The following is a 20,121-nucleotide window of genomic DNA, read 5'->3' as shown; positions in this document are numbered from 1 at the left end:
TCATATGACATTAGAAACGGCAGGGATCCATCACATTACAGCATTTGCACGTAATCCGCAGGAGAACGTCAATTTTTATGCAGGCATACTCGGTCTTAGGCTCGTTAAGAAAACCATCAACTTTGACGCTCCAGAGGTTTACCACCTTTATTTCGGTGATAAATCAGGAAGGCCTGGCTCCATTATGACTTTTTTTCCTTGGCGTAACTCTCGGCGGGGAGAAATTGGTGGGGGGCAAGTAGGTATAATTACGTTTGTCGTGCCGCACGGCTCACTTGACTTCTGGGAAAAGCGACTTAATAGCTTTGACATTACCCCAATGAAAGCAACCAGGTTTCAAGAAACTTACCTTCAGTTTAGGGATAACGATGGGCTTCATCTTGAACTTGTTGAGCGCGAAGAAGGAAGAAGCAACAGTTGGTCATTTGGCGGAATTCCTGCGAACAAAGCGATTATAGGATTCGGCGGTGCTGTTCTGCTCAGCGTAAACGCAGAGAAGACGATGCATGTGCTCGAAAATGTAATGGGGCTGAAAAAAGTAGGAGAAGACGCCGAATATTCACGTTTTCAAGCTTCTGGAGATATCGGGAATCTGATCGATATTCCTCTTGATAATCAGAAGTGGGGGCATGGAGGAGCTGGTACGGTTCATCACATTGCCTGGCGTGCGAAAGACTTCCAAGAGCATGAGCAATGGCATCAAAAAGTAACTGAGAGAGGGTATAAACCAACTCATATTATAGATCGGCAGTACTTCAATGCGATTTATTTCCGGGAGGACGGCGGTATCTTATTTGAAATTGCAACTGATCCTCCAGGTTTCGCACGCGATGAAGCTCCCGAATCTTTAGGTGAAAAATTGATGCTCCCGGAGTGGTACGAATCCGAACGTGAGAAAATTGAAGCTAACTTGACCTCAATCGAAGTGAGAGTGCTTAAAGGGGACAAGAGATGAGACACATCTTTGAAAAGGGTGGCGATTTACACGCACCTACACTTGTCCTTTTTCACGGGACGGGCGGGACGGAGCAAGATTTGTTGCCACTGGCAACACTCGTTTCCCCAAAATCGTCCATTCTCTCCTTAAGGGGAAATGTGCTGGAAAACGGAATGCCACGTTTCTTTAAACGAATCTCGGAAGGCGTGTTTGACGAAGAGGATTTAGTATTCCGCACCAAAGAAGTGAATGAATTCTTGAACCAGTCGGCCAAGGAATACGGGTTTGATCGCGATAATTTGGTTGCTATTGGCTATTCGAACGGAGCGAATATCATTGCGAGCCTTCTTTTCCATTATCAAAATGTGTTCAGAGGAGCGATCCTTCATCATCCGATGATTCCATTGCGCGGTATCCAATTGCCGGATTTGTCTAATGCTACCATTTTTATCGGTGCCGGGAAAAATGATCCGATTTGTTCCCCACATGAGACAGAGGAGCTCCAAAGCTTGCTGCGTGATTCGGGAGCTGTTGTAAGAGTTCATTGGGAAAACAACGGTCACCAATTAATCTATAACGAAGCGAAAGCAGCTGCAATTTGGTTTAGGGAAAAATTTCAAAATCAATCGGTATGAAGGAGACGTCCTTAACTTTTATATGAGAGCAAATAAAGGAAGTACTGAGATTGTAGGCGAGAAAAAAGTAACTTGGTTGGAACTTTTTTATGATTTGCTTTTTGTAGCGGCAGTGTCAAAAGCAAACCATGTCTTGTTACATTCTAGCCATGGGACCATTTCCGTTGAATACTTAATCAAATTTGTTTTAATATTCATTCCAATCTGGTGGAGTTGGGTGGGACAAACACTCTTTAATAATCGCTTTGGCCAGGATATTAGTAATCATCGGATTTTCATGGTCTTTCAACTGTTTTTTGTTCTAATTATGACAGCAAGCCTATCCGTCAATTTTGATCGATACTATATTCCCTTCTTTGTAGGCTATATTGGATCGAGAGCACTAACAGCCATTCAATATCTTACGGTACACAAATCAAATCGAACACATCAGCGAATGACCGCCAAATATTTGGGGACTTACTTTTGGATAGGCATAGTCATATCTACCTTCTCGCTTTTCTTTGACTCATGGATCCGTTATGTGATTCTGTATGCTGGAATAGCTGTAGATATCATGCTGCCATTATTCAGCCGGCGGTACCTGATCATTACACCCACACATACCCATCACTTATTGGAGCGCTTTGGATTATTTACACTTATTCTTATAGGTGAGTCGGTTATTAGTATCCTAACGGTCTTGCAGTCTAGTAGCTGGACCTGGACATCTATTTTGTTCGCCTTATTTACATTTGTATTGGTGATTGCAATGTGGTGGCAGTATTTTGATAATCTGGAGAGAAAAGTGAGTAAGGAGATACAAACAGCCGGCCAAACGATTATTTATGGTCATTTATTCATTTATGTATCCATGGGCTTTATAGCTGCTTCGATCCAATTACTTTTTCAGCAGCAACTACATTATCCACTTATGTTGGATTTTATTTTCGGGGCGGTTCTGCTTTATTTTATGTCAACATCATTTGTTTTCCACCGATACAGACCGAAACATACAAGGCTGCGAGCCCGCTCTTTGGCGGTATTATTAGGACTGCTCGGATGTTTCTATGCGTTGGACAACATTTTTTACGTACCTAATTATATTGTAATTGGAGAAATAATGATGTTCTTTATCATCTATGCGAAAGTAACAACTTGAGGATTATATGGGAGAGTGAAAGATATTGAGTGATGATTCTAAGCAATATGTAGGGAAAGATATCGATGTTATATTTCACCCGGGAAGATGCGTTCATTCGGCAAAATGTGTTAGTGGGTTACCCGGAGTATTTAATATTAAAAAGAAACCATGGGTTCATGTTGAGGGAGAAACGGCTGATAAAATAGCATCTCAAATAAATCATTGTCCGAGTGGTGCGTTGGAATATGTATGGAAATCACACCTTTTGAATGGGGGAAAACAAATGTTCGAAATTAAAGAAGGTACAAACGGTTTTTATGTTGGAGAAGAGGATCATAAAGAAGCTGAAATTCATTATGTTCAAAATGGAAATCATATTATTATAGTAGATCACACGATCGTTTCCGATAGTCTAAAAGGTCAAGGTGTAGGACAGGCGTTAGTGAAGAGATTAGTCGAATTCGCTCGGACGAAAGGGATTAAGATTATGCCATTATGTCCTTTTGCCAAAAGTCAATTTGACCGCCATGAAGATTATGCTGATGTACTGTTGTAATAAAATATAGGTCAAAAGATTCTAGGAACTATGTAAAAAAGTCGCGCAGCACTGTGCTGTTTCGCGGCTTTTTTACGGAGGTCATTTGAATCTAGTAAAGAATTGCGGAAATAATTGCAGGGCAATTTCAATGAATAATTTTACAGAAATCCCACTATCCTCAAACGAAAAAACGGCCATATGAATATTACGATACACTGGGGGATCAAGTTTTCGTATCAGGACGTTTTCAGGTAAATGTTCCAGGGTTAATTCAGGCATGATTGCGATACCGAGTCCCTCATGAACCAAATTAATTCCTGTCATGTAGTTATGGATTTCGTATCTCACTTTCGGTTTCCCGCGGGATTTTTCAAACCAATCTATAACTGGAGTTTCAAATCCTGATTTACAAAAAATCAAAGACTGATCCAAGAGATCTGTTGCTTGAATCATATTTTTTGTAGTTAAAGGATGTTCCTTGTTTAGCACAGCATACATTTCTTCTTGGTGTAGTGGAAAGGTGTTGAATTCCTTATCTGGTGGACAAGCAATGATAAATCCGATATCAATACGTTGAGTATCGATCCATTCTTTCACTTCGGTTACAGTTCCTTCTAAAACGGTAAATTCGATATTCGGATATTTTTTAGTTATGTTGCTGATAATTTTAGGGACGAAATAAGAGGAGGCCTCAGGAAATGCGCCTATTTTGACTATCCCTTTTTCAAGTCCCAATTCATGAGCAATTTCCTGATCAACCTTTTCATAATCGGATAAAATGGCTCTAAAAATACGTATGATGCGTTCGCCTATAGGTGTAAGCATGACTCCACGACGACGATTTCGAATCAAAAGAGTCACCCCAAGTTCGGTCTCAAGACCGTTAACTGCTTTACTTACAGCAGGTTGAGTCATATTCAATTCTTTTCCAGCTTGTGTGAAACTCTTTGTATCAGCAATTTTAACCATTAATTGCAATAATGATTTATTCATAATTCCTCCCAATCAGTATTCCTATTCACTAGCAAGGTATAGAAAGTCGCTATAAACGAGATCGGTGCTTCATTCAATATCGAGATTTTGGGGAGGCACAATTTTTCTGGGCTTTACCCAATCTTAATATATACGGAGGAAGGATGAAAGACATGAGAAAAGTGGATGTGAAGGAAAAAGCCAGAGTTCGAGAGTATCGTGTCTTGAATCAGTGGAAACAAGAGAATACTTTTAGAAAATCAATTGATAATCGGGCGGGGAAACCGAACTTTGTGTTTTATGAAGGGCCTCCTACAGCCAATGGTTTACCTCATATTGGTCATGTTCTCGGTCGTGTGATTAAAGATTTCATCGGTCGCTATAAAACAATGTCAGGATTCAGAGTCGTCCGAAAAGCCGGATGGGACACTCATGGCCTTCCAGTAGAGCTTGGCGTGGAAAAGCAGCTTGGCATTTCGGGAAAACAGGAGATTGAAAATTACGGAGTCGCCAAATTTGTGGAAGAGTGCAAAAACAGTGTGTTCGAATATGAAAAGCAGTGGCGAGAACTTACTGAAGGCATAGCCTATTGGACTGACATGGAGGATCCCTACGTCACTCTGACTAACGATTATATCGAATCTGTCTGGCACATCTTGTCTGTCATCCATAAAAAAGGTCTATTGTATAAAGGACACCGCGTGAGCCCATATTGTCCTGACTGCCAAACGACACTAAGCTCTCACGAAGTGGCGCAAGGCTATGACAATGTCAAAGATTTGAGTGCAACGGTGAAATTCAGAAGCAAGACTGGGAGGGATATCTTTCTTGCTTGGACAACTACGCCATGGACACTCCCGTCTAATGTGGCTTTAGCGATCAACAAAGATATCGAATACGCGCGGGTAAAACAGAACGATGAGGTATACGTAGTTGCTAAAAATCTTGTAGAGAAAGTAATGAAAGAAAACTATGAAATATTGTCTACGCACAAAGGATCAGAATTCATAGGGACAGCTTATGAGCCGCCGTTTGATTTTTTTCATGTAAATAAAGGTCATATCGTCGTAGATGCTGACTATGTCAGCGATACAAGTGGTACTGGTATTGTTCATACGGCACCCGCGCACGGGGAAGACGATTATCGCACATGCATTCAGCACGGACTGGATTTCGTTAACGCAGTAAATCTGGCTGGACGATACACGGATCAAATCAGCGATTACGCCGGACGCTTCGTCAAAGATTGTGACGTCGATATCGTAAAAAACTTGTCTTTCCGTAATCTTTTGTTCTCTAAAGAACGTTATGAGCACAGCTATCCTTTTTGCTGGCGCTGTAAATCTCCTCTTCTTTACTATGCTATTGAAAGCTGGTTCATCAAAACGACCGCGATAAAAGAACAGCTTATTGAAAACAACAGGAAAATTGATTGGTACCCTTCCCATTTACAAGAAGGACGTTTTGGTAAATTCCTGGAAGATCTCGTCGATTGGAATATCAGCCGGAATCGGTACTGGGGAACTCCTCTGAACATCTGGCTTTGCCAGGATTGCGGGACTGAGTATGCTCCAGACAGCCTGAAAAACCTGCGCGAAAAGTCAGTCGAGGTCGTGAATGAAGACCTAGAGTTACATAAACCTTTCGTAGATGATGTCAAATTGCGTTGCTCATGCGGTGGAACCATGAAAAGAACACCAGAAGTCATCGATGTTTGGTTTGATAGCGGATCGATGCCATTTGCCCAATACCACCATCCTTTTGGTGATGAGAAACTGTTCCAGGAGCAGTATCCTGCTGACATAATTTCCGAGGGCATCGACCAAACAAGAGGCTGGTTCTTTAGCTTGCTGGCGGTATCCACACTGTATAACGGAAAATTGCCATACAAAGCGGTCATTTCAACTGGGCACGTTCTTGATGAAAACGGACAAAAGATGTCTAAAAGTAAAGGGAATGGCATCGATCCTTGGGAAGTCATAGAAGAATTTGGGACTGATGCGTTCCGGTGGGCCCTGCTTTCTGACAGTGCACCGTGGAGCAGCAAGCATTTCTCTAAAAGAATGGTAGCCGAAGCGAAGTCTAAAGTGATCGATACGATTCATAATACGCATGTTTTCTATTCGCTATATGCAACGATCGATCAATACAGGCCTGAGGACTACCCTCAAAAAGCGTTTGAGAACGAGTTAGATCGCTGGCTTCTTTCGAGGCTGAATTCCACCCTGCAAAACGTAGTAAAAGGCCTTGAAACATACGACTTTCTAAATCCGGCAAAGCACATAGAAGCGTTTATCGACGAATTTAGTAATTGGTACATCCGCCGTTCCCGTAACCGTTTTTGGAGCAGTGCGATGACTGAAGACAAGGTTTCCGCCTACCAAACACTACACAAGGTGTTATTGACGGTGGCCCGCATGATTGCGCCGTATGCACCACTCATTGCAGATGACATCTATAGAAATCTTGGCGGCGAAGAAAGCGTGCACCTAACAGATTATCCACAGGTGAATACGGCAGTTATCGATGAAACTCTCGAAAGCGAAATGGAAACCGCCCGTCAAATCGTTGAGCTGGCTCGGAACATCAGAAACGAAAGCGGAATCAAGACACGCCAGCCTCTGTCCGAACTTATCGTCTCCATAGACCGCCCGTTCAACATGAGTAGGTTCGCGAACATCATCAAAGATGAGATAAACGTAAAAGAAATCCGAGTAGAGCAAAGTGACAGCAGCTTTATTACCTATCACTTTAAACTTAATTTAAAAGTTGCCGGTAAAAAATACGGGAAACTCGTTGGAACGATTCAAGATCGTTTGAAGCAACTATCCATCACCGAAGCCAAGCAAGTTGTGGACAGGGGTTTCTTGGATGTCATTCTTTCAGACGAAGCCGTCCGTATTACGCTTGATGAACTGCTCGTAGAAAAGCATGGTAAGCAGGGCTTTGCTACTGCTTCGGGTTACCGAATCAATGTTGCTTTGGAAACGACGATAACAGAGGAACTAGAACAGGAAGGGATGGTTCGTGAAGTCATCCGCGTGATTCAAGATTACCGTAAGAAAATGAATTTCCCTATCGAAAAACGAGTGATACTTACTCTTGATGTCGATGACCAGATGAAAGTAGCGTTGGAACGTTTTGATCATGTTTTGCAGGAAAACGTAATATTGTCGGAGATCAAATTTGTTAAAAAAATAGGCATGGAGACGGTTTCGATTGGGGACAAAAACTTCGGGTTACTGATTGAATAACAAAAATATGGAATTATAACCCTAAATACCAAATAGGCAAATTCAATTGGACAAAGGAGTGTACGAATATGAAAACGATGGGTATTCACCATATTACTGCAATTGTAGGTCATCCACAGGAAAATGTGGATTTTTATGCAGGAGTATTAGGTTTGCGTTTAGTAAAACAAACGGTTAATTTTGATGATCCAGGAACATATCATTTGTATTTTGGAAATGAAAGTGGAAAACCGGGAACCATTATCACATTTTTCCCATGGCCAGGTGCTCGCCAAGGAGTAATCGGCGGCGGTCAAGTGGGGGTAACTTCTTACGTTGTCCCGAAAGGTGCTATGGACTTTTGGGAAAAAAGACTGGAGAAATTTCAAATCCCTTTTGTAAAAATGGAACGGTTTGGAGAGCAGTATTTACAATTTGACGATCCCCATGGCCTGCATTTGGAAATAGTTGAAAGAGAAGAAGGGAAAGCTAACACCTGGAATTTTGGTGAAATCACTTCCGCGTTCGCAATAAAAGGATTTGGCGGAGCTACACTTTTATCCATACGTCCGGAAAAAACCGGAGAACTATTGGAAAAAGTGATGGGCCTACAGATGATTGGTACAGAAGGTGATTTCATCCGGTTTCGTTCCACAGCTGATATCGGAAATGTGATTGATCTAAAATTATCACCTATGGCTAGAGGAGCTATGGGCGTTGGAACAGTACATCACATTGCTTGGCGGGCTTTACATGACCAAGATCAATTGGTTTGGAAAAATTATGTTGAAGCACATGGTTATGGTGTTACCCCTGTACAAGATCGAAACTATTTTAATGCGATTTACTTTAGAGAGCACGGCGAAATTCTTTTTGAAATCGCAACAGATCCGCCAGGCTTCGCTCACGACGAGTCACATGAGACCATGGGAGAAAAACTGATGTTACCTGAACAATATGAACCGCATCGAGAACAGATTGAACGTGTGTTGTTGCCATTTCAAGTAAGAGAATTAGACTAACTTACGCTGGGACTTCAAAAAGAGCTTAAGAGGTAACAACTACCCTATGTTTTTATGTCGAATCAGGTTTACCACTTGAACGAGATGGATATCGTAGAGTGTGTTGTATAACGAACTATTTTATTTAAGGAGATTTTTTACATGAATATCAAACTTGCAATTGTGTATTACAGCTCCACCGGAAATAACTTTCAATTAGCTCAATGGGCTGCGGAAGGGGCAAAGGAAGCCGGCGCGGAAGTGAAAATCTTTAAGGTTCAAGAATTGGCATCTCAAGCAGTGATTGATAGGAATCCGGCTTGGAAAGCCCATGTGGAAGCCACAAAAGATATTCCAGTTATTACACCGGATGACATCGTTGAAGCTGATGCCATTATTTTCAGTACGCCTACACGTTTCGGAAACATTGCCGCCCAAATGAAACAATTTTTAGATACAACAGGTGGAATCTGGTTCCATGGAAAAACGGTTAATAAAGTGGTAAGTGCAATGACTTCTGCTCAAAACGCTCACGGTGGTCAAGAAGCGACTATCCTTAACTTATACACCTCCATGTATCACTGGGGGGCAATCGTGGTTGCTCCAGGATATACTGATGCTTCCTTGTTCGCTGCCGGAGGGAATCCGTATGGAACAAGCATATCTGTCGATCAAAACAATCAAATTGTTGGAGATAAGGAAGCTTATCAAAATGCCGTTAAACATCAAGCGAAGCGTGTGGTTACGGTAGCTGAATGGGTTAAAAAAGGAATGCAATAAAAAATTATCTCTATACAAGGAAAGCATATAATCGTGATCCGAATGAACGTGAGACAACTAACGTACGGGTAATTCACGGGGTATCTACAAAAACGCCTGGTAACACGGGCGTTTTTTGTTTGTGCGAGGGGGAAGTGTTGTGTGATACCATGGAAAATATTGCTGAGTCATTCTGTAGAGAGAAAATTACATTGGCGTATTTGGAAAGGGGAGAAGGAAATGTCCACGATCGAACAGATTACCGAGCATATCTTGATTATGCATGCAAGTCATGACACGGATCGCCCCATCCTAGCAGCCATTACGGGGGCAAGAAAAACCCTCTTGATTGATGCTGGAAATTCACCGGCGCATGCCGATTTGTTTCGTCAGGAGTTGCAAAGGCTAGGCGTTCGTCTTCCAGATCTGCTCATACTGACTCATTGGCACTGGGATCATACATTCGGAATGTCAGCATGGGATCTACCTACCATCGCGCAGGCAAAAACCGCACATTCATTGAGCAAACTGATGGGGCTGGAATGGTCGGATGAAGTCATGGAACAGCTCTGTAAGGAGAAGATCATCAATGCCAGTACGATGGCGAACATCAAAAAAGAGTACGGAATGAACCGGGACTTGATCCGAATAGTCGAGCCGGATATCCTATTCGATGAATCGATCACGATTGACCTTGGTGGCGTGACATGTCAGGTGAACCGTGTAGGAGGAGATCATTCGGAAGATTCGTGCTATGTGTACGTAAAAGAGGATCAAACGCTGTTCCTGGGAGATGCCTTGGGTCCCTCAGTCTATGGCGGACCGCGCAGTTATACAGCCTCCCGTTTTCTGCGCGTGTTGAAGCAAGCGTACCAGTCTGAAGCAATCCTTTTCGTGGAATCGCACGGCCGGCCATTGGATCGAGCTGCCTTTCAAAAGGAGCTCAGTGATTGGGAGCAGCTAGCTCTGCTCACAGAGCAATACGGGCAAAACAGAGAACGGATCGTAAGCGAGATGTGTACCTTCCTCCGGGTGTCAGAGCTTCCTCGTGAATTTTCAGAAGCTCTCGAATGGTTCATGGTAGGGGCTGCCTATCAATGATCCGATTCATTGGGTTGGTACATATGATTTTGTGATAGCTATCTACTAAAACTCTTACAACCGCAAAATTGAAAGTAAGGTATATGATTTGCAATATTGTACAAACTGATAATAGATACGGAATTACAGATGTGTTTCCTATAACCCACGGCTGGTTAAGCCATACACAATTAGTTAGGCCATTTGATTTCGTTCGTGACCCATAATTCTTAATTGAATGATGGGTTTTTTAATTTGTATGAGTAATATCGTTTTGATTGTTTCAAGAGAATACTGTTGGTTCTCTTTTTCATAAAGGTGATTGGACTATTTATGCGTCGTTCTAGATGGGAGATAGTGGTATATTGGATCATAACGGAAATGGAGGGAGACAGCCATGGAGAAACACCGAGTATTGTTGCTCGGGGGAAGCGGCTACTTGGGGAGTCAAATCTATCATGAGCTTTTGCAGCGATACTGCAAGAGTTTTCACGAACGGCTACAGACCCGTTTTCGTCAGGCGGGATGGGAAAATGCAAATGGTAACGATAGCGACAAAGGAGAGTAGAGAACAATGAAAACAATCGGATTAATTGGCGGCATGAGCTGGGAGTCCTCCTTGGTCTACTACCGTTTGATCAATGAAACCGTCAAGGAGAGGCTGGGCGGTCTGCATTCGGCGAAAAGCATTATGTATTCCGTTGATTTTGCCGAGATCGAAGAAATGCAACGTGAAGGACGATGGGAAGAAGCAGGAGAGCGGATGGCGAGTGCGGCGAAAAGTCTGGAAGCGGCAGGCGCCGACCTGATCGTTCTCTGTACAAATACGATGCACAAACTGGCGTATGCCATCGAGGAAGCGACCAGCCTGCCGTTTCTTCATATCGCGGATGCGACAGCACAAGCGATCACGAACCACGGGCATAAACGAGTGGCACTGCTCGCGACGCGATTTACGATGGAGCAGGAGTTCTACACAGGGCGGCTGCGTGATGTACACGGATTAGAGGTACTGCTGCCGGATGAAGAAGAGCGAAAACTCGTCCATGACATCATCTATCACGAGCTGTGCGTCGGAACTATTCGTGAGGAATCCAAGCGTACATATCAGGCGATCATTGAGCGATTGGTCAAGGAAGGTGCTGAGGCAGTCATCCTCGGTTGCACGGAAATCGGTCTGTTGATCACAGCCGAAGATTGCACGGTTCCGGTATTTGATACGACTGCGATTCACGCAGAGGCGGCTGTGGAGGCTGCTTTGCAGTAGAAGATAGGAAAAAACAAAAGACTTAGCGCATCCCATTTTCTACCTGAATGGATGACTGAGTCTTTTTTTGTGCAAACGAAATGTGAATGTCCTTTATTTGTCCTTGAGTAAATCCGAAATCAAGATTCCGTTTATTTTCAACCCAGTAATGTCGCAATCCGTTATCTCCACATTGGATAAATCACAATTTTTGAATTGCCCACGAGTAAGGTTACAGCTGTGAAAGCTTACCGGTTTATACTGCCCATCGGGATTATAATTCCCATCTCCCTCATTCGGAAGAACCACGTTATGAAATTCTGTTCCAAACAAATGTGCCTGATCAATAACAGCGTGGCTAAGATTAGCATGCTGAATGTCTAAGCCTGACAAGTTTGCGTTCGAGATTTTGATTCCACTCATATTCACATCATTCAAAGTCATTTGACTCATATTTACGTTGTTGATTTTGGTCTTTGCCAAGCTGACATTATCCATATCAAGTTCCTCAGCTCTAACCTCCTGCCATTTAGAACCTGATATATCCGCCATTTGCAAATCCAACGGTTCCACCTTTAGGTCCATCCTCATATCCCCCTTTGAATTATGAATGAAGGCGTTTGTAACTTCGACATACGCCTTATATTTCCTTTATTACCCAGTTGTTTTTATTTGTGTTAAGATCCAACTAAACACAACTAAATACACATAAAAACAATCTATTAACGTTTCGTTCACATCCGCTTAATATTTTCCCCGTAAGATTGGTTTCGTAGGAAACAAGCAATGAACAATCCGCAAAGAGGAGAGGTTCTTATGAAAAAATGGCATTATCCTTTACTTGCTTCCGTTCTATCAATCGCGTTTTTAGCAGGATGTGGACAATCAACAGGATCGCAACCAAACACACAAGCTTCCAAAACGGAAAGTACAACCGCCTCAGGAGAGATTACTGTTTATACGGCGCTGGAGGATGACCAGATCAAAACGTATTTGGAATCCTTCAAAGCAAAATATCCAGATGTAAAGGTCAATATCGTCCGTGATTCTACAGGGATCATCACCGCAAAGCTGCTGGCGGAAAAAGACAACCCACAAGCAGACGTTGTATGGGGAACAGCAGCGACAAGCCTACTCGTACTCGAACAGCAAGGCATGCTCGAGGGGTATTCGCCAAAAGGAATCGAGAAAGTATCCCCGGAGTTTAAGGATTCCAAGGAACCTGCAAGCTGGGTAGGAATCGATGCGTGGGAGACAGCGATCGCAGTCAATACCAAAGAGCTAGAAAAACGCAATTTGCCTATCCCACGCTCATATGAAGACCTGATCAAGCCGGAGTACAAAGGATTGATCGTGATGCCGAATCCAGCGTCTTCTGGAACTGGGCTGCTCACGATTAACGGAATCATGCAACTGAAAGGCGAGCAAGAAGGCTGGGCGTACCTTGACAAGCTGCATGCAAATATGGCGATCTACACACATTCAGGCTCGAAGCCAGCGAAAATGGCCGCATCGGGCGAATATCCAATTGGCATTTCCTTTGGCTACCGTTCGATTACCGAGAAGAAAAAAGGTGCACCCGTTGAAGTCGTCTTTCCAACAGAAGGCTCGGGTTGGGATGTAGAGGCGAATGCCTTGATGAAAAAGAGTGAGATCAAGCCAGAAGCCAAGCTGTTCTTGGACTGGGCCATCTCCGATGAAGTCATGAAAGCTTATAACCAGAACTTCGCCATCGTCAGTGTCAAGCAAGAAGGCGCGACACTCCCGGAAGGTTACGCAGTAGATCCAATCAAGCAATTAATCAAACTCGACCTGAATCAAGCCGCACAAAATCGTGACAACATCTTGGGTGAGTGGGAAAAACGATACGCGACCAAGAGTGAACCTAAGTAAGCAGCGAGGAGAACAGCATGACACAATCCTATCTATCCATTCAAGGGGTCAGTAAACGCTTTGGTTTGTTTGCCGCATTGGAGCACATTTCCATCGAAATTGACAAGAATGAATTTGTTTGTCTGCTCGGTCCCAGTGGCTGCGGTAAAACGACATTACTGAGAATGCTGGCTGGATTGGAGCAGCCGACGACAGGCAAGATGATCCTGGGAGGCAGGGAGATTACTTCCCTGCCACCAGCGAAACGAAACATTGCGATGATGTTCCAGTCGTACGCCTTGTTTCCCAATTTGACGGCTGCCGAAAACATTGCCTTTGGCCTGCAAGAAAAGAAGCTGGGGAAAAAAGAGATCGCAGCCAAAGTAGAAGAGGCGCTAGACATGGTAGATTTGTCTCATGCCGCCGCCAAATATCCCAGCCAGCTCTCAGGCGGTCAACAGCAGCGAATTGCCTTGGCGAGAGCGATTTCTCTATCGCCGGATGTCTTGCTTTTAGATGAACCACTATCCGCATTGGATGCAAAAGTAAGACAAAAGCTGCGCCGGGAGATTCGGCGTTTGCATGAGCAGTACGGCATGACAACAGTGATGGTCACGCATGACCAGGATGAGGCATTGACCATGGCAGACAAGATCGTCGTCATGGATCACGGCGAGGTCGTTCAGGTAGGTACACCCGAGGAGATCTATAACAAACCAGCCACTCCGTTTGTTGCTGATTTTATCGGAGCGATCAACTTTTTTGAGTACAGTCGCTTTGAGAATGCGCAATCTGATCCGAATCGCTTACTTGCGATCAGACCGGAGCATGTGCGGCTTTTGCAGAACGAGTCCGAATGTGCCATACCTGCGACTATTTCCGAGATAGAATTTCGCGGTGCTTTTTACCGAATCTTTCTGGAGTGGCAAGAGGAAGGTCAGATAAAAAAAGAGCTTCTGACAATCGATTTGATAGCGGCCGAGGCACAAAGACTTGGAATTGCCCGAGACAAAAAGGTGTGGCTAGAGTTTCCGCTGGAGAATTTGCTGACCTTTGAGCATGCGCCAGCCATAGAGGAACAGGGGTGAGCAGCATGAAGGAAATGACATCGATCTTCGATGGAAAAGCCATGCAAAAGTGGCTCATCGCTCTCATCGTTCTTGGATTGTCAGCGAGTGTTCTGTTGCCACTTGGCCAGCTGTTTTCCAAAGCATTCTATAACAAGAACGGTCAGTTCATCGGCCTGGACAATTTCGTTACGTACTTTTCCACCCCAGCACTGGCAGGGTCGCTGAATAACACCTTGTATATTTCTGCGATGACGACGCTGATCGCAGTCACACTCGCTTTTCTGTTCGCGTATGCCTTGACGCGTAGCGGGATTCGCGGAAAACGAGTCTTTCGGGCGATCGCGCTGCTGCCGCTGTTTGCGCCCACGATGATGCACGGAATCGCCCTGACCTACCTCTTTGGGAATCAAGGGCTGGTGACGACGGGGATCTTCGGGTTGCTCCCGTTTCAATGGGACATCGATCTGTACGGCCCAGTGGGGATTATTTTGGCGGAGATCGTCTATGTTTTCCCGCAAGCGTATTTGATTCTCGCTGTTTCCCTTGCTTTTGCCGACTATCAGCTGTACGAAGCGGCGGATACGCTCGGAGCGAACCATTGGCGCAAGTTTTTTGTAGTGACGATTCCTAGCGTGAAATACGGTATCGTCAGCGCCTGCTTTGTCTGTTTTACTCTCTCGTTTACTGACTTCGGAGCACCAAAGGTTGTCGGCGGACAGTTTTCCGTACTGGCGACAGACGTCTACAAGCAGGTCATCGGTCAGCAAAATATGACGATGGGAGCAACGGTTGGGCTGCTTTTGATTATTCCCGCTCTCGTGGCGTTTGTCGTGGACCGGATTGTTGAGCGGAAGCAACACGCGGCTGTAACAGCCAAGTCCAAACCGTATCGAATCAAGGAGAATCGTTTGCGTGATTTGTTTTATTCCATCCTTTGTGTGAGCGTCAGCGGATTTTTGCTGCTCCTCATGGCTGCGGTGGTGCTGGCTTCTTTCATCAAAGTATGGCCGTATAATCTGACTTTTGGCTTGGATCATTACGACTTTTCCAACGTTGCTGGAGAAGGGATCGAGCCACTGTGGAACAGCATTCTTGTCGCCTTGCTGACGGCAGTGATCGGGACGGCGGTCACGTTTATTACCGCCTACACGATTGAAAAATCCCAAGTGTGGAAAGGGCTTCGCCAAGCTGGATACTTCCTGTCGATTCTCCCGCTGGCATTACCGGGGATGGTCATTGGACTAGCGTACATTTTCTTCTTCAACAATCCGTCGAATCCATTTCACGGTATGTACGGAACGATCTGGATTTTGATTTTGGCGAACGTCATTCATTTTTTCGCAGTAGGCTTCATTACAGCAACGAGCGCGTTGAAAAAGCTCGATCCCGAGTTCGAGCAAGCGGCAGAGTCCATGGGGATCTCGCAGACAAAGCTAATGTGGCGCGTCACGATTCCCGTCTGTATGCCGGCGATTGTCGAGATGGCGGTGTACTTTTTCATCAACTCGATGGTGACGATCTCGGCGGTTGTTTTTCTGTACGCAGCGGATTTCAAGTTGGCTTCTGTCTCCATCGTCAACATGGATGACGCCGGGGATGTGGCTCCGGCAGCAGCGATGTCGGTATTGATCGTCTTCCTCAACATCATCGCACGTGCTGGTGCAGAATGGATCGCATCCAAACTTCGCAAGCGGACAACAGGGTCCTACCAAGAGAAAGGTCAGGTGGCATAAAGCATGAAAGCAGTAGTATTTGATTGGGCGGGAACGATGGTAGATTACGGATGTTTTGCTCCTTTAGCTGTCTTTTTACAGGTGTTCAAAAAACGGGGGATTGAGCTGACAGCAGCAGAAGCGCGCGAACCGATGGGAATGCTCAAGCGCGATCATATCCAGGCACTTTGCAAAATGGAGCGGGTAGCAGCGCTATGGCAAGAGCGTTACGGTCGACTTCCAAATGAAGCGGATGTGGACGAATTGTACGCTGACTTCGAACCGATGCTGATGGAGACGCTGCACGAGTACGCCACTCCTGTTCCGGGAGCAATTGAATTGGTAGGACGACTTCGCGAGCAAGGAATCAAAATCGGCTCGACCACAGGCTACACGAGGGACATGATGAATGTTGTAGCAGCATCGGCTAAGCAACAGGGCTACGAACCGGACGCACTTGTCACCCCAAGTGAAGTGCCTGCTGGACGTCCATTTCCATGGATGTGCTATCAAAATGCGATTCTACTGGACGTATTTCCAATGAACGAGATCGTCAAGGTCGGTGATACGACGAGCGATATGAAAGAAGGAAGAAACGCCGGGATGTGGACCGTTGGCGTCCTGAAGGGTGGAAGCGAACTCGGCCTGTCCTTGGAGGAAGTGAATAGCATGCCACAGGAAGAGCTGGATAAAAGACTGGCTATCGCAACAGAACGACTGATGGCGGCGGGTGCGCACTACGTGGTCGCGGAGATCGGATGCTTGGATGAGGTGCTAAAAAACATCGAGATGCTTCATGCAGAAGGAGAGAGACCATGAATCAGACACGACTAACCGACAATTCGTACTTGTTGCTCACCCCCGGACCATTGACCACTTCATCAACCGTACGCGAGGCAATGCTGCGGGATTGGTGCACGTGGGACCGTGATTACAATGAACTCGTACAGGCAATCCGCCAAAAGCTCGTCCGATTGGCAACCTCCCAGGTAGAGGATTATACGAGCGTTTTGATGCAAGGCAGCGGGACCTTTTGTGTGGAAGCGGTGGTGAGCAGTGCGATTCCCGCAGACGGCAAGCTGCTCGTCCTGACGAATGGCGCATACGGGGATCGGATCGTGGAAATGGCACAAGTCCATGAAATCGCAACAGAGGTAATTGACTTTGGTGAAGTGACAAAGGCCGATGCAGAAGCTTTGGAGCAAAAACTCGCGGCAGATGCAACGATTACGCATGTGGCTGTGGTGCATTCGGAAACGACTACCGGCATGCTTAATCCCATCAAAGAAATTGGTGAAGTCGCCAAGAAGTACGGAAAAGTCTATATCGTAGATGCGATGAGTAGCTTCGGTGGCATTCCGTTGGATGCAGCACAGCTCTCGATCGACTTCCTGATCTCTAGCGCAAACAAATGCATTCAAGGCGTGCCTGGTTTCGGCTTTGTCGTTGCCAAGACGTCAGCGCTCATCCGATGCAGAGGGATTGCCCGTACGCTGTCCCTCGATTTGTACAGCCAGTGGAAGACGATGGAGGAGCAAAATGGAAAGTGGCGCTATACTTCTCCGACTCATGTCGTGCGAGCCTTTTATCAAGCACTGATAGAGCTTGAGGCAGAGGGGGGAGTTGAAAAACGGTACGAGCGTTACCAGCGAAATCAGCAGTTACTCGCAGAAGGCATGGAGCGTATCGGTTTTCGCATCCTGTTGCCAAAAGAATCGCAATCGCCTTTCATTACTTCCTTTTATTATCCCGAAAGCGAGGCGTTCACCTTCGCGGAGCTGTATGAACGTTTGAAGCAGGCAGGTTTCGTCATTTATCCGGGCAAAATCTCGCAAGCGGACACGTTTCGGATAGGCAATATCGGAGAAGTTTACCCCGAAGATATTGAGAGATTAATCGCTGCGATGGAAAACAATCGTTTCTGGCTGGAGTAAAGAAGAGGAGGCTATCGTGATGAAAGTGTTTTGCTTGGGTGGAGCGGGAAATATTTGTCGGGAAGCTGTGCTCGATCTCGTGTTGCATTCGGATTTTGAGCAGATCACGATCGGTGATTTTAATGAAGAAGAAGGTCGCAAGGTAGTCGAGTGGCTGAACGATCCTCGCGTAGATTTTGTTCCGGTAAATGTACGCGATCATGCGGATACGGTCCAAAAAATGCGCGGTTACGACATCGTCATGGACGGAACCACGATCACACTGAACGGCCTGTCTACTGCTGCGATTGCGGAGGCTGGCTGCCATGGCATCAATTTGAACGGTTTTGGGGAAGAAAACGCCTCGGATGCGATCTTCCGCGACCATGGGAAGACCTGCCTGCCAGGCTTTGGCATGACGCCTGGACTGACCCAAATGATGGCGATGCATGCAGCGAACCAGCTCGATGAAGTCGACGAAGTGCGTGTCAGCCACGGTTCCTTTCGCCCGATTGCCTTTTCCAAATCGATCACAGAGACGACGACCTATGAGTATGATCCAGATTTGCCAGGGCGCGTCGTCTATGAAAATGGCGCATTCATTCAAGTACCGCCATTTGCTCGCCCACGCGAGATAAAGCTTCCTGAGCCATATGGAAAAACCATTCAGTACATCATTCCTCATGCAGAAACGAAGACGCTAGCACAGGCTTTGTCTCCAAAAGGAGTAAAGCTAATCGAGGTCCGGGGAACATGGCCGAAGCAAAACATGGAGCTGGTCAAAGCCCTCTATGATTATGGCTTTTTACGGAACGATCCCATCACGGTAGGGGAAACAAAGGTGGGAATCCTTGATTGTATCTCCCAATACCTCTACAATTCTAGGGAGGGAAAAGAGACGGAATTATACGGGTATTCGCTTCATGTCGAGGTAACAGGTACCAAGGACGGCCGCAAAGTAGGGCACACCCTGTACCATACACATCCGGCATCAGACGGCTCTGTAGCTGACTGGGCAGGGCTGCGCGCCTATACCCGCAACGTAGGAATCCCGCTGGCGATTGCGACTGAGCAGATCGCGAAAGGAAATGTAAAAGCAATTGGCGTCATTACACCAGAAGAAGCATTTGATCCGGCTGTGATTTTTCACGAGCTGGCAAAACGTCAGATTTACATCCATGGAGAAAAGATCGAACTGACGTAAAGCACGAGATAGGGGGACATTTGGCGTGTCGTTGTTCGGGGAAGAGCGTAAGCAAATCATTTTGCAGTTGATCAATTCCAATGGCAAGGTGCGGACCAATGAGCTGGTCGAAAAGCTGCAAGTATCGTCTGAGTCTATCCGCAGGTATTTGGAAGAGCTGGAGGCGGAGAAAAAGCTGAAGCGCGTCTATGGCGGGGCAGTAAAGCTGACAGTGGAGCGCTCCGAGCCCTCTCATTTTGCCCGTGAAGTCTTGCGAGCGGAAGAAAAGAAACGGATTGGGCGGCTGGCAGCGGACTTGGTGCAAGATAGCGATACCATTGTCATCGATGAAGGGACAACGCCTTTGCAAATGATCAGCTTTCTCGTGACGAAAAAAGATTTGACGATCCTCACTAGCTCGATCACGGCGCTGAATCGATTAATCGAGTACCAAAACAATGGAATGCTTGCGGCAGATATCTACTTCCTGGGTGGAAAGGTGAGCGCCAAGCATCATCGGGTAAGCGGGACCTATGCAGAGAAGATGATGAAACAATTTTATGTGGACAAGGCGTTTATCGCGGCTGACGGCATCCTGCTCCATAAAGGCTTGACCTGCTATGAGCCAGATCGAACGGAACTCGCCCGTTGTTTCATCGAAAATGCCAATGAAAGCATTGTGCTAGCGGACCATTCTAAGATCGGTGTCAGCACATTGTGCAAGATCGCAGACTTAGGAGAGGTCGACATCGTGATCAGCGATATGGCAGCACCAGCAGAATGGAATAAAGGACTCCAAGCAAAAAACGTAGCATGGATGGTAGCAGAGGAGTAGTAGTAAGAGTAA

At 45.6% G+C, this 20,121-nt stretch carries 19 protein-coding genes; 17 read left to right on the top strand and 2 right to left on the bottom strand.

Annotated features, from left to right (window positions below; all coding sequences use genetic code 11):
• The first annotated feature begins 4 nt into the window (after positions 1-4).
• Genes HP398_RS25415 through HP398_RS25400 form a run of 4 tightly spaced genes read left to right on the top strand, consistent with a single transcriptional unit; the run spans position 5 to position 3,251 of the window.
• The gene (locus HP398_RS25415; protein WP_173624006.1) at positions 5-955 is read left to right on the top strand and encodes a ring-cleaving dioxygenase; all 951 of its coding nucleotides are present in this window, start codon (positions 5-7) and stop codon (positions 953-955) included.
• The gene (locus HP398_RS25410) at positions 952-1,572 is read left to right on the top strand and encodes an alpha/beta hydrolase (protein WP_017252118.1); all 621 of its coding nucleotides are present in this window, start codon (positions 952-954) and stop codon (positions 1,570-1,572) included. Before HP398_RS25415 ends, HP398_RS25410 begins: the two co-directional genes overlap by 4 nt.
• Before the next feature lie 22 nt (positions 1,573-1,594).
• Complete coding sequence (locus HP398_RS25405; protein ID WP_017252117.1) at positions 1,595-2,713, top strand: low temperature requirement protein A; 1,119 nt, start codon at positions 1,595-1,597, stop codon at positions 2,711-2,713.
• A 25-nt stretch (positions 2,714-2,738) separates the two neighbouring features.
• Entirely contained in the window at positions 2,739-3,251 is a 513-nt protein-coding gene (locus tag HP398_RS25400; protein ID WP_017252116.1) for a GNAT family N-acetyltransferase, read from the top strand.
• An 81-nt stretch (positions 3,252-3,332) separates the two neighbouring features.
• Here the strand turns inward: HP398_RS25400 and HP398_RS25395 are convergent, their stop codons facing one another.
• Complete coding sequence (locus HP398_RS25395) at positions 3,333-4,226, bottom strand: LysR family transcriptional regulator (protein WP_173624005.1); 894 nt, start codon at positions 4,224-4,226, stop codon at positions 3,333-3,335.
• 152 nt (positions 4,227-4,378) lie between these two features.
• Between HP398_RS25395 and ileS the strand changes: the two genes are divergently transcribed.
• The 6 genes from ileS to HP398_RS25365 all read left to right on the top strand — a co-directional run bounded on the left by ileS (position 4,379) and on the right by HP398_RS25365 (position 11,545).
• Entirely contained in the window at positions 4,379-7,459 is a 3,081-nt protein-coding gene (gene ileS / locus HP398_RS25390; RefSeq protein ID WP_173624004.1) for an isoleucine--tRNA ligase, read from the top strand.
• Between the two features lie 68 nt (positions 7,460-7,527).
• On the top strand, positions 7,528-8,460 hold the full coding sequence (locus tag HP398_RS25385; protein WP_017252113.1) for a ring-cleaving dioxygenase: 933 nt from the start codon (positions 7,528-7,530) through the stop codon (positions 8,458-8,460).
• 141 nt (positions 8,461-8,601) lie between these two features.
• Complete coding sequence (gene wrbA, locus HP398_RS25380) at positions 8,602-9,219, top strand: NAD(P)H:quinone oxidoreductase (RefSeq protein ID WP_173624003.1); 618 nt, start codon at positions 8,602-8,604, stop codon at positions 9,217-9,219.
• Positions 9,220-9,438: 219 nt separating this feature from the next.
• Positions 9,439-10,299, top strand: a complete 861-nt coding sequence (locus tag HP398_RS25375; protein WP_173624002.1) for an MBL fold metallo-hydrolase — start codon at positions 9,439-9,441, stop codon at positions 10,297-10,299.
• 376 nt (positions 10,300-10,675) lie between these two features.
• Positions 10,676-10,846, top strand: coding sequence for a hypothetical protein (locus tag HP398_RS25370; RefSeq protein WP_173623930.1), 171 nt, complete (start codon positions 10,676-10,678; stop codon positions 10,844-10,846).
• A gap of 6 nt (positions 10,847-10,852) precedes the next feature.
• Positions 10,853-11,545, top strand: a complete 693-nt coding sequence (locus HP398_RS25365; protein ID WP_106834217.1) for an aspartate/glutamate racemase family protein — start codon at positions 10,853-10,855, stop codon at positions 11,543-11,545.
• A gap of 93 nt (positions 11,546-11,638) precedes the next feature.
• Here HP398_RS25365 and HP398_RS25360 read toward each other — a convergent pair whose 3' ends face one another.
• Positions 11,639-12,109 (bottom strand): pentapeptide repeat-containing protein, encoded by a 471-nt coding sequence (locus HP398_RS25360; RefSeq protein WP_173624001.1) that lies wholly within the window; start codon positions 12,107-12,109, stop codon positions 11,639-11,641.
• A gap of 231 nt (positions 12,110-12,340) precedes the next feature.
• On the opposite strand from HP398_RS25360, the gene HP398_RS25355 reads away from it, so the two are divergent.
• Genes HP398_RS25355 through HP398_RS25325 form a run of 7 tightly spaced genes read left to right on the top strand, consistent with a single transcriptional unit; the run spans position 12,341 to position 20,109 of the window.
• Positions 12,341-13,417: a putative 2-aminoethylphosphonate ABC transporter substrate-binding protein gene (locus HP398_RS25355; RefSeq protein WP_017252107.1), complete on the top strand. Its 1,077-nt coding sequence runs from the start codon at positions 12,341-12,343 to the stop codon at positions 13,415-13,417.
• Between the two features lie 17 nt (positions 13,418-13,434).
• Complete coding sequence (locus HP398_RS25350) at positions 13,435-14,484, top strand: putative 2-aminoethylphosphonate ABC transporter ATP-binding protein (protein ID WP_173624000.1); 1,050 nt, start codon at positions 13,435-13,437, stop codon at positions 14,482-14,484.
• A gap of 5 nt (positions 14,485-14,489) precedes the next feature.
• Positions 14,490-16,199, top strand: a complete 1,710-nt coding sequence (locus HP398_RS25345) for a putative 2-aminoethylphosphonate ABC transporter permease subunit (protein ID WP_017252105.1) — start codon at positions 14,490-14,492, stop codon at positions 16,197-16,199.
• A gap of 3 nt (positions 16,200-16,202) precedes the next feature.
• Complete coding sequence (gene phnX / locus HP398_RS25340; protein ID WP_173623999.1) at positions 16,203-16,997, top strand: phosphonoacetaldehyde hydrolase; 795 nt, start codon at positions 16,203-16,205, stop codon at positions 16,995-16,997.
• Entirely contained in the window at positions 16,994-18,112 is a 1,119-nt protein-coding gene (phnW, locus tag HP398_RS25335; RefSeq protein WP_017252103.1) for a 2-aminoethylphosphonate--pyruvate transaminase, read from the top strand. The genes phnX and phnW overlap by 4 nt, the downstream gene beginning before the upstream one ends.
• A 19-nt stretch (positions 18,113-18,131) precedes the next feature.
• Positions 18,132-19,295 carry a saccharopine dehydrogenase family protein gene (locus HP398_RS25330; protein ID WP_173624062.1) on the top strand — a complete coding sequence of 388 codons (1,164 nt, stop codon included), beginning with the start codon at positions 18,132-18,134 and terminating at the stop codon, positions 19,293-19,295.
• A 25-nt stretch (positions 19,296-19,320) separates the two neighbouring features.
• The gene (locus HP398_RS25325; RefSeq protein WP_017252101.1) at positions 19,321-20,109 is read left to right on the top strand and encodes a DeoR/GlpR family DNA-binding transcription regulator; all 789 of its coding nucleotides are present in this window, start codon (positions 19,321-19,323) and stop codon (positions 20,107-20,109) included.
• Positions 20,110-20,121: the final 12 nt, after the last annotated feature.

The organism is Brevibacillus sp. HB1.4B (assembly GCF_013284285.1).
Classification (GTDB): Bacteria; Bacillota; Bacilli; order Brevibacillales; family Brevibacillaceae; genus Brevibacillus; species Brevibacillus porteri.
Note: the sequence above shows the minus strand (reverse complement) of the source record. Positions and strands in the feature narration are given on the sequence as shown.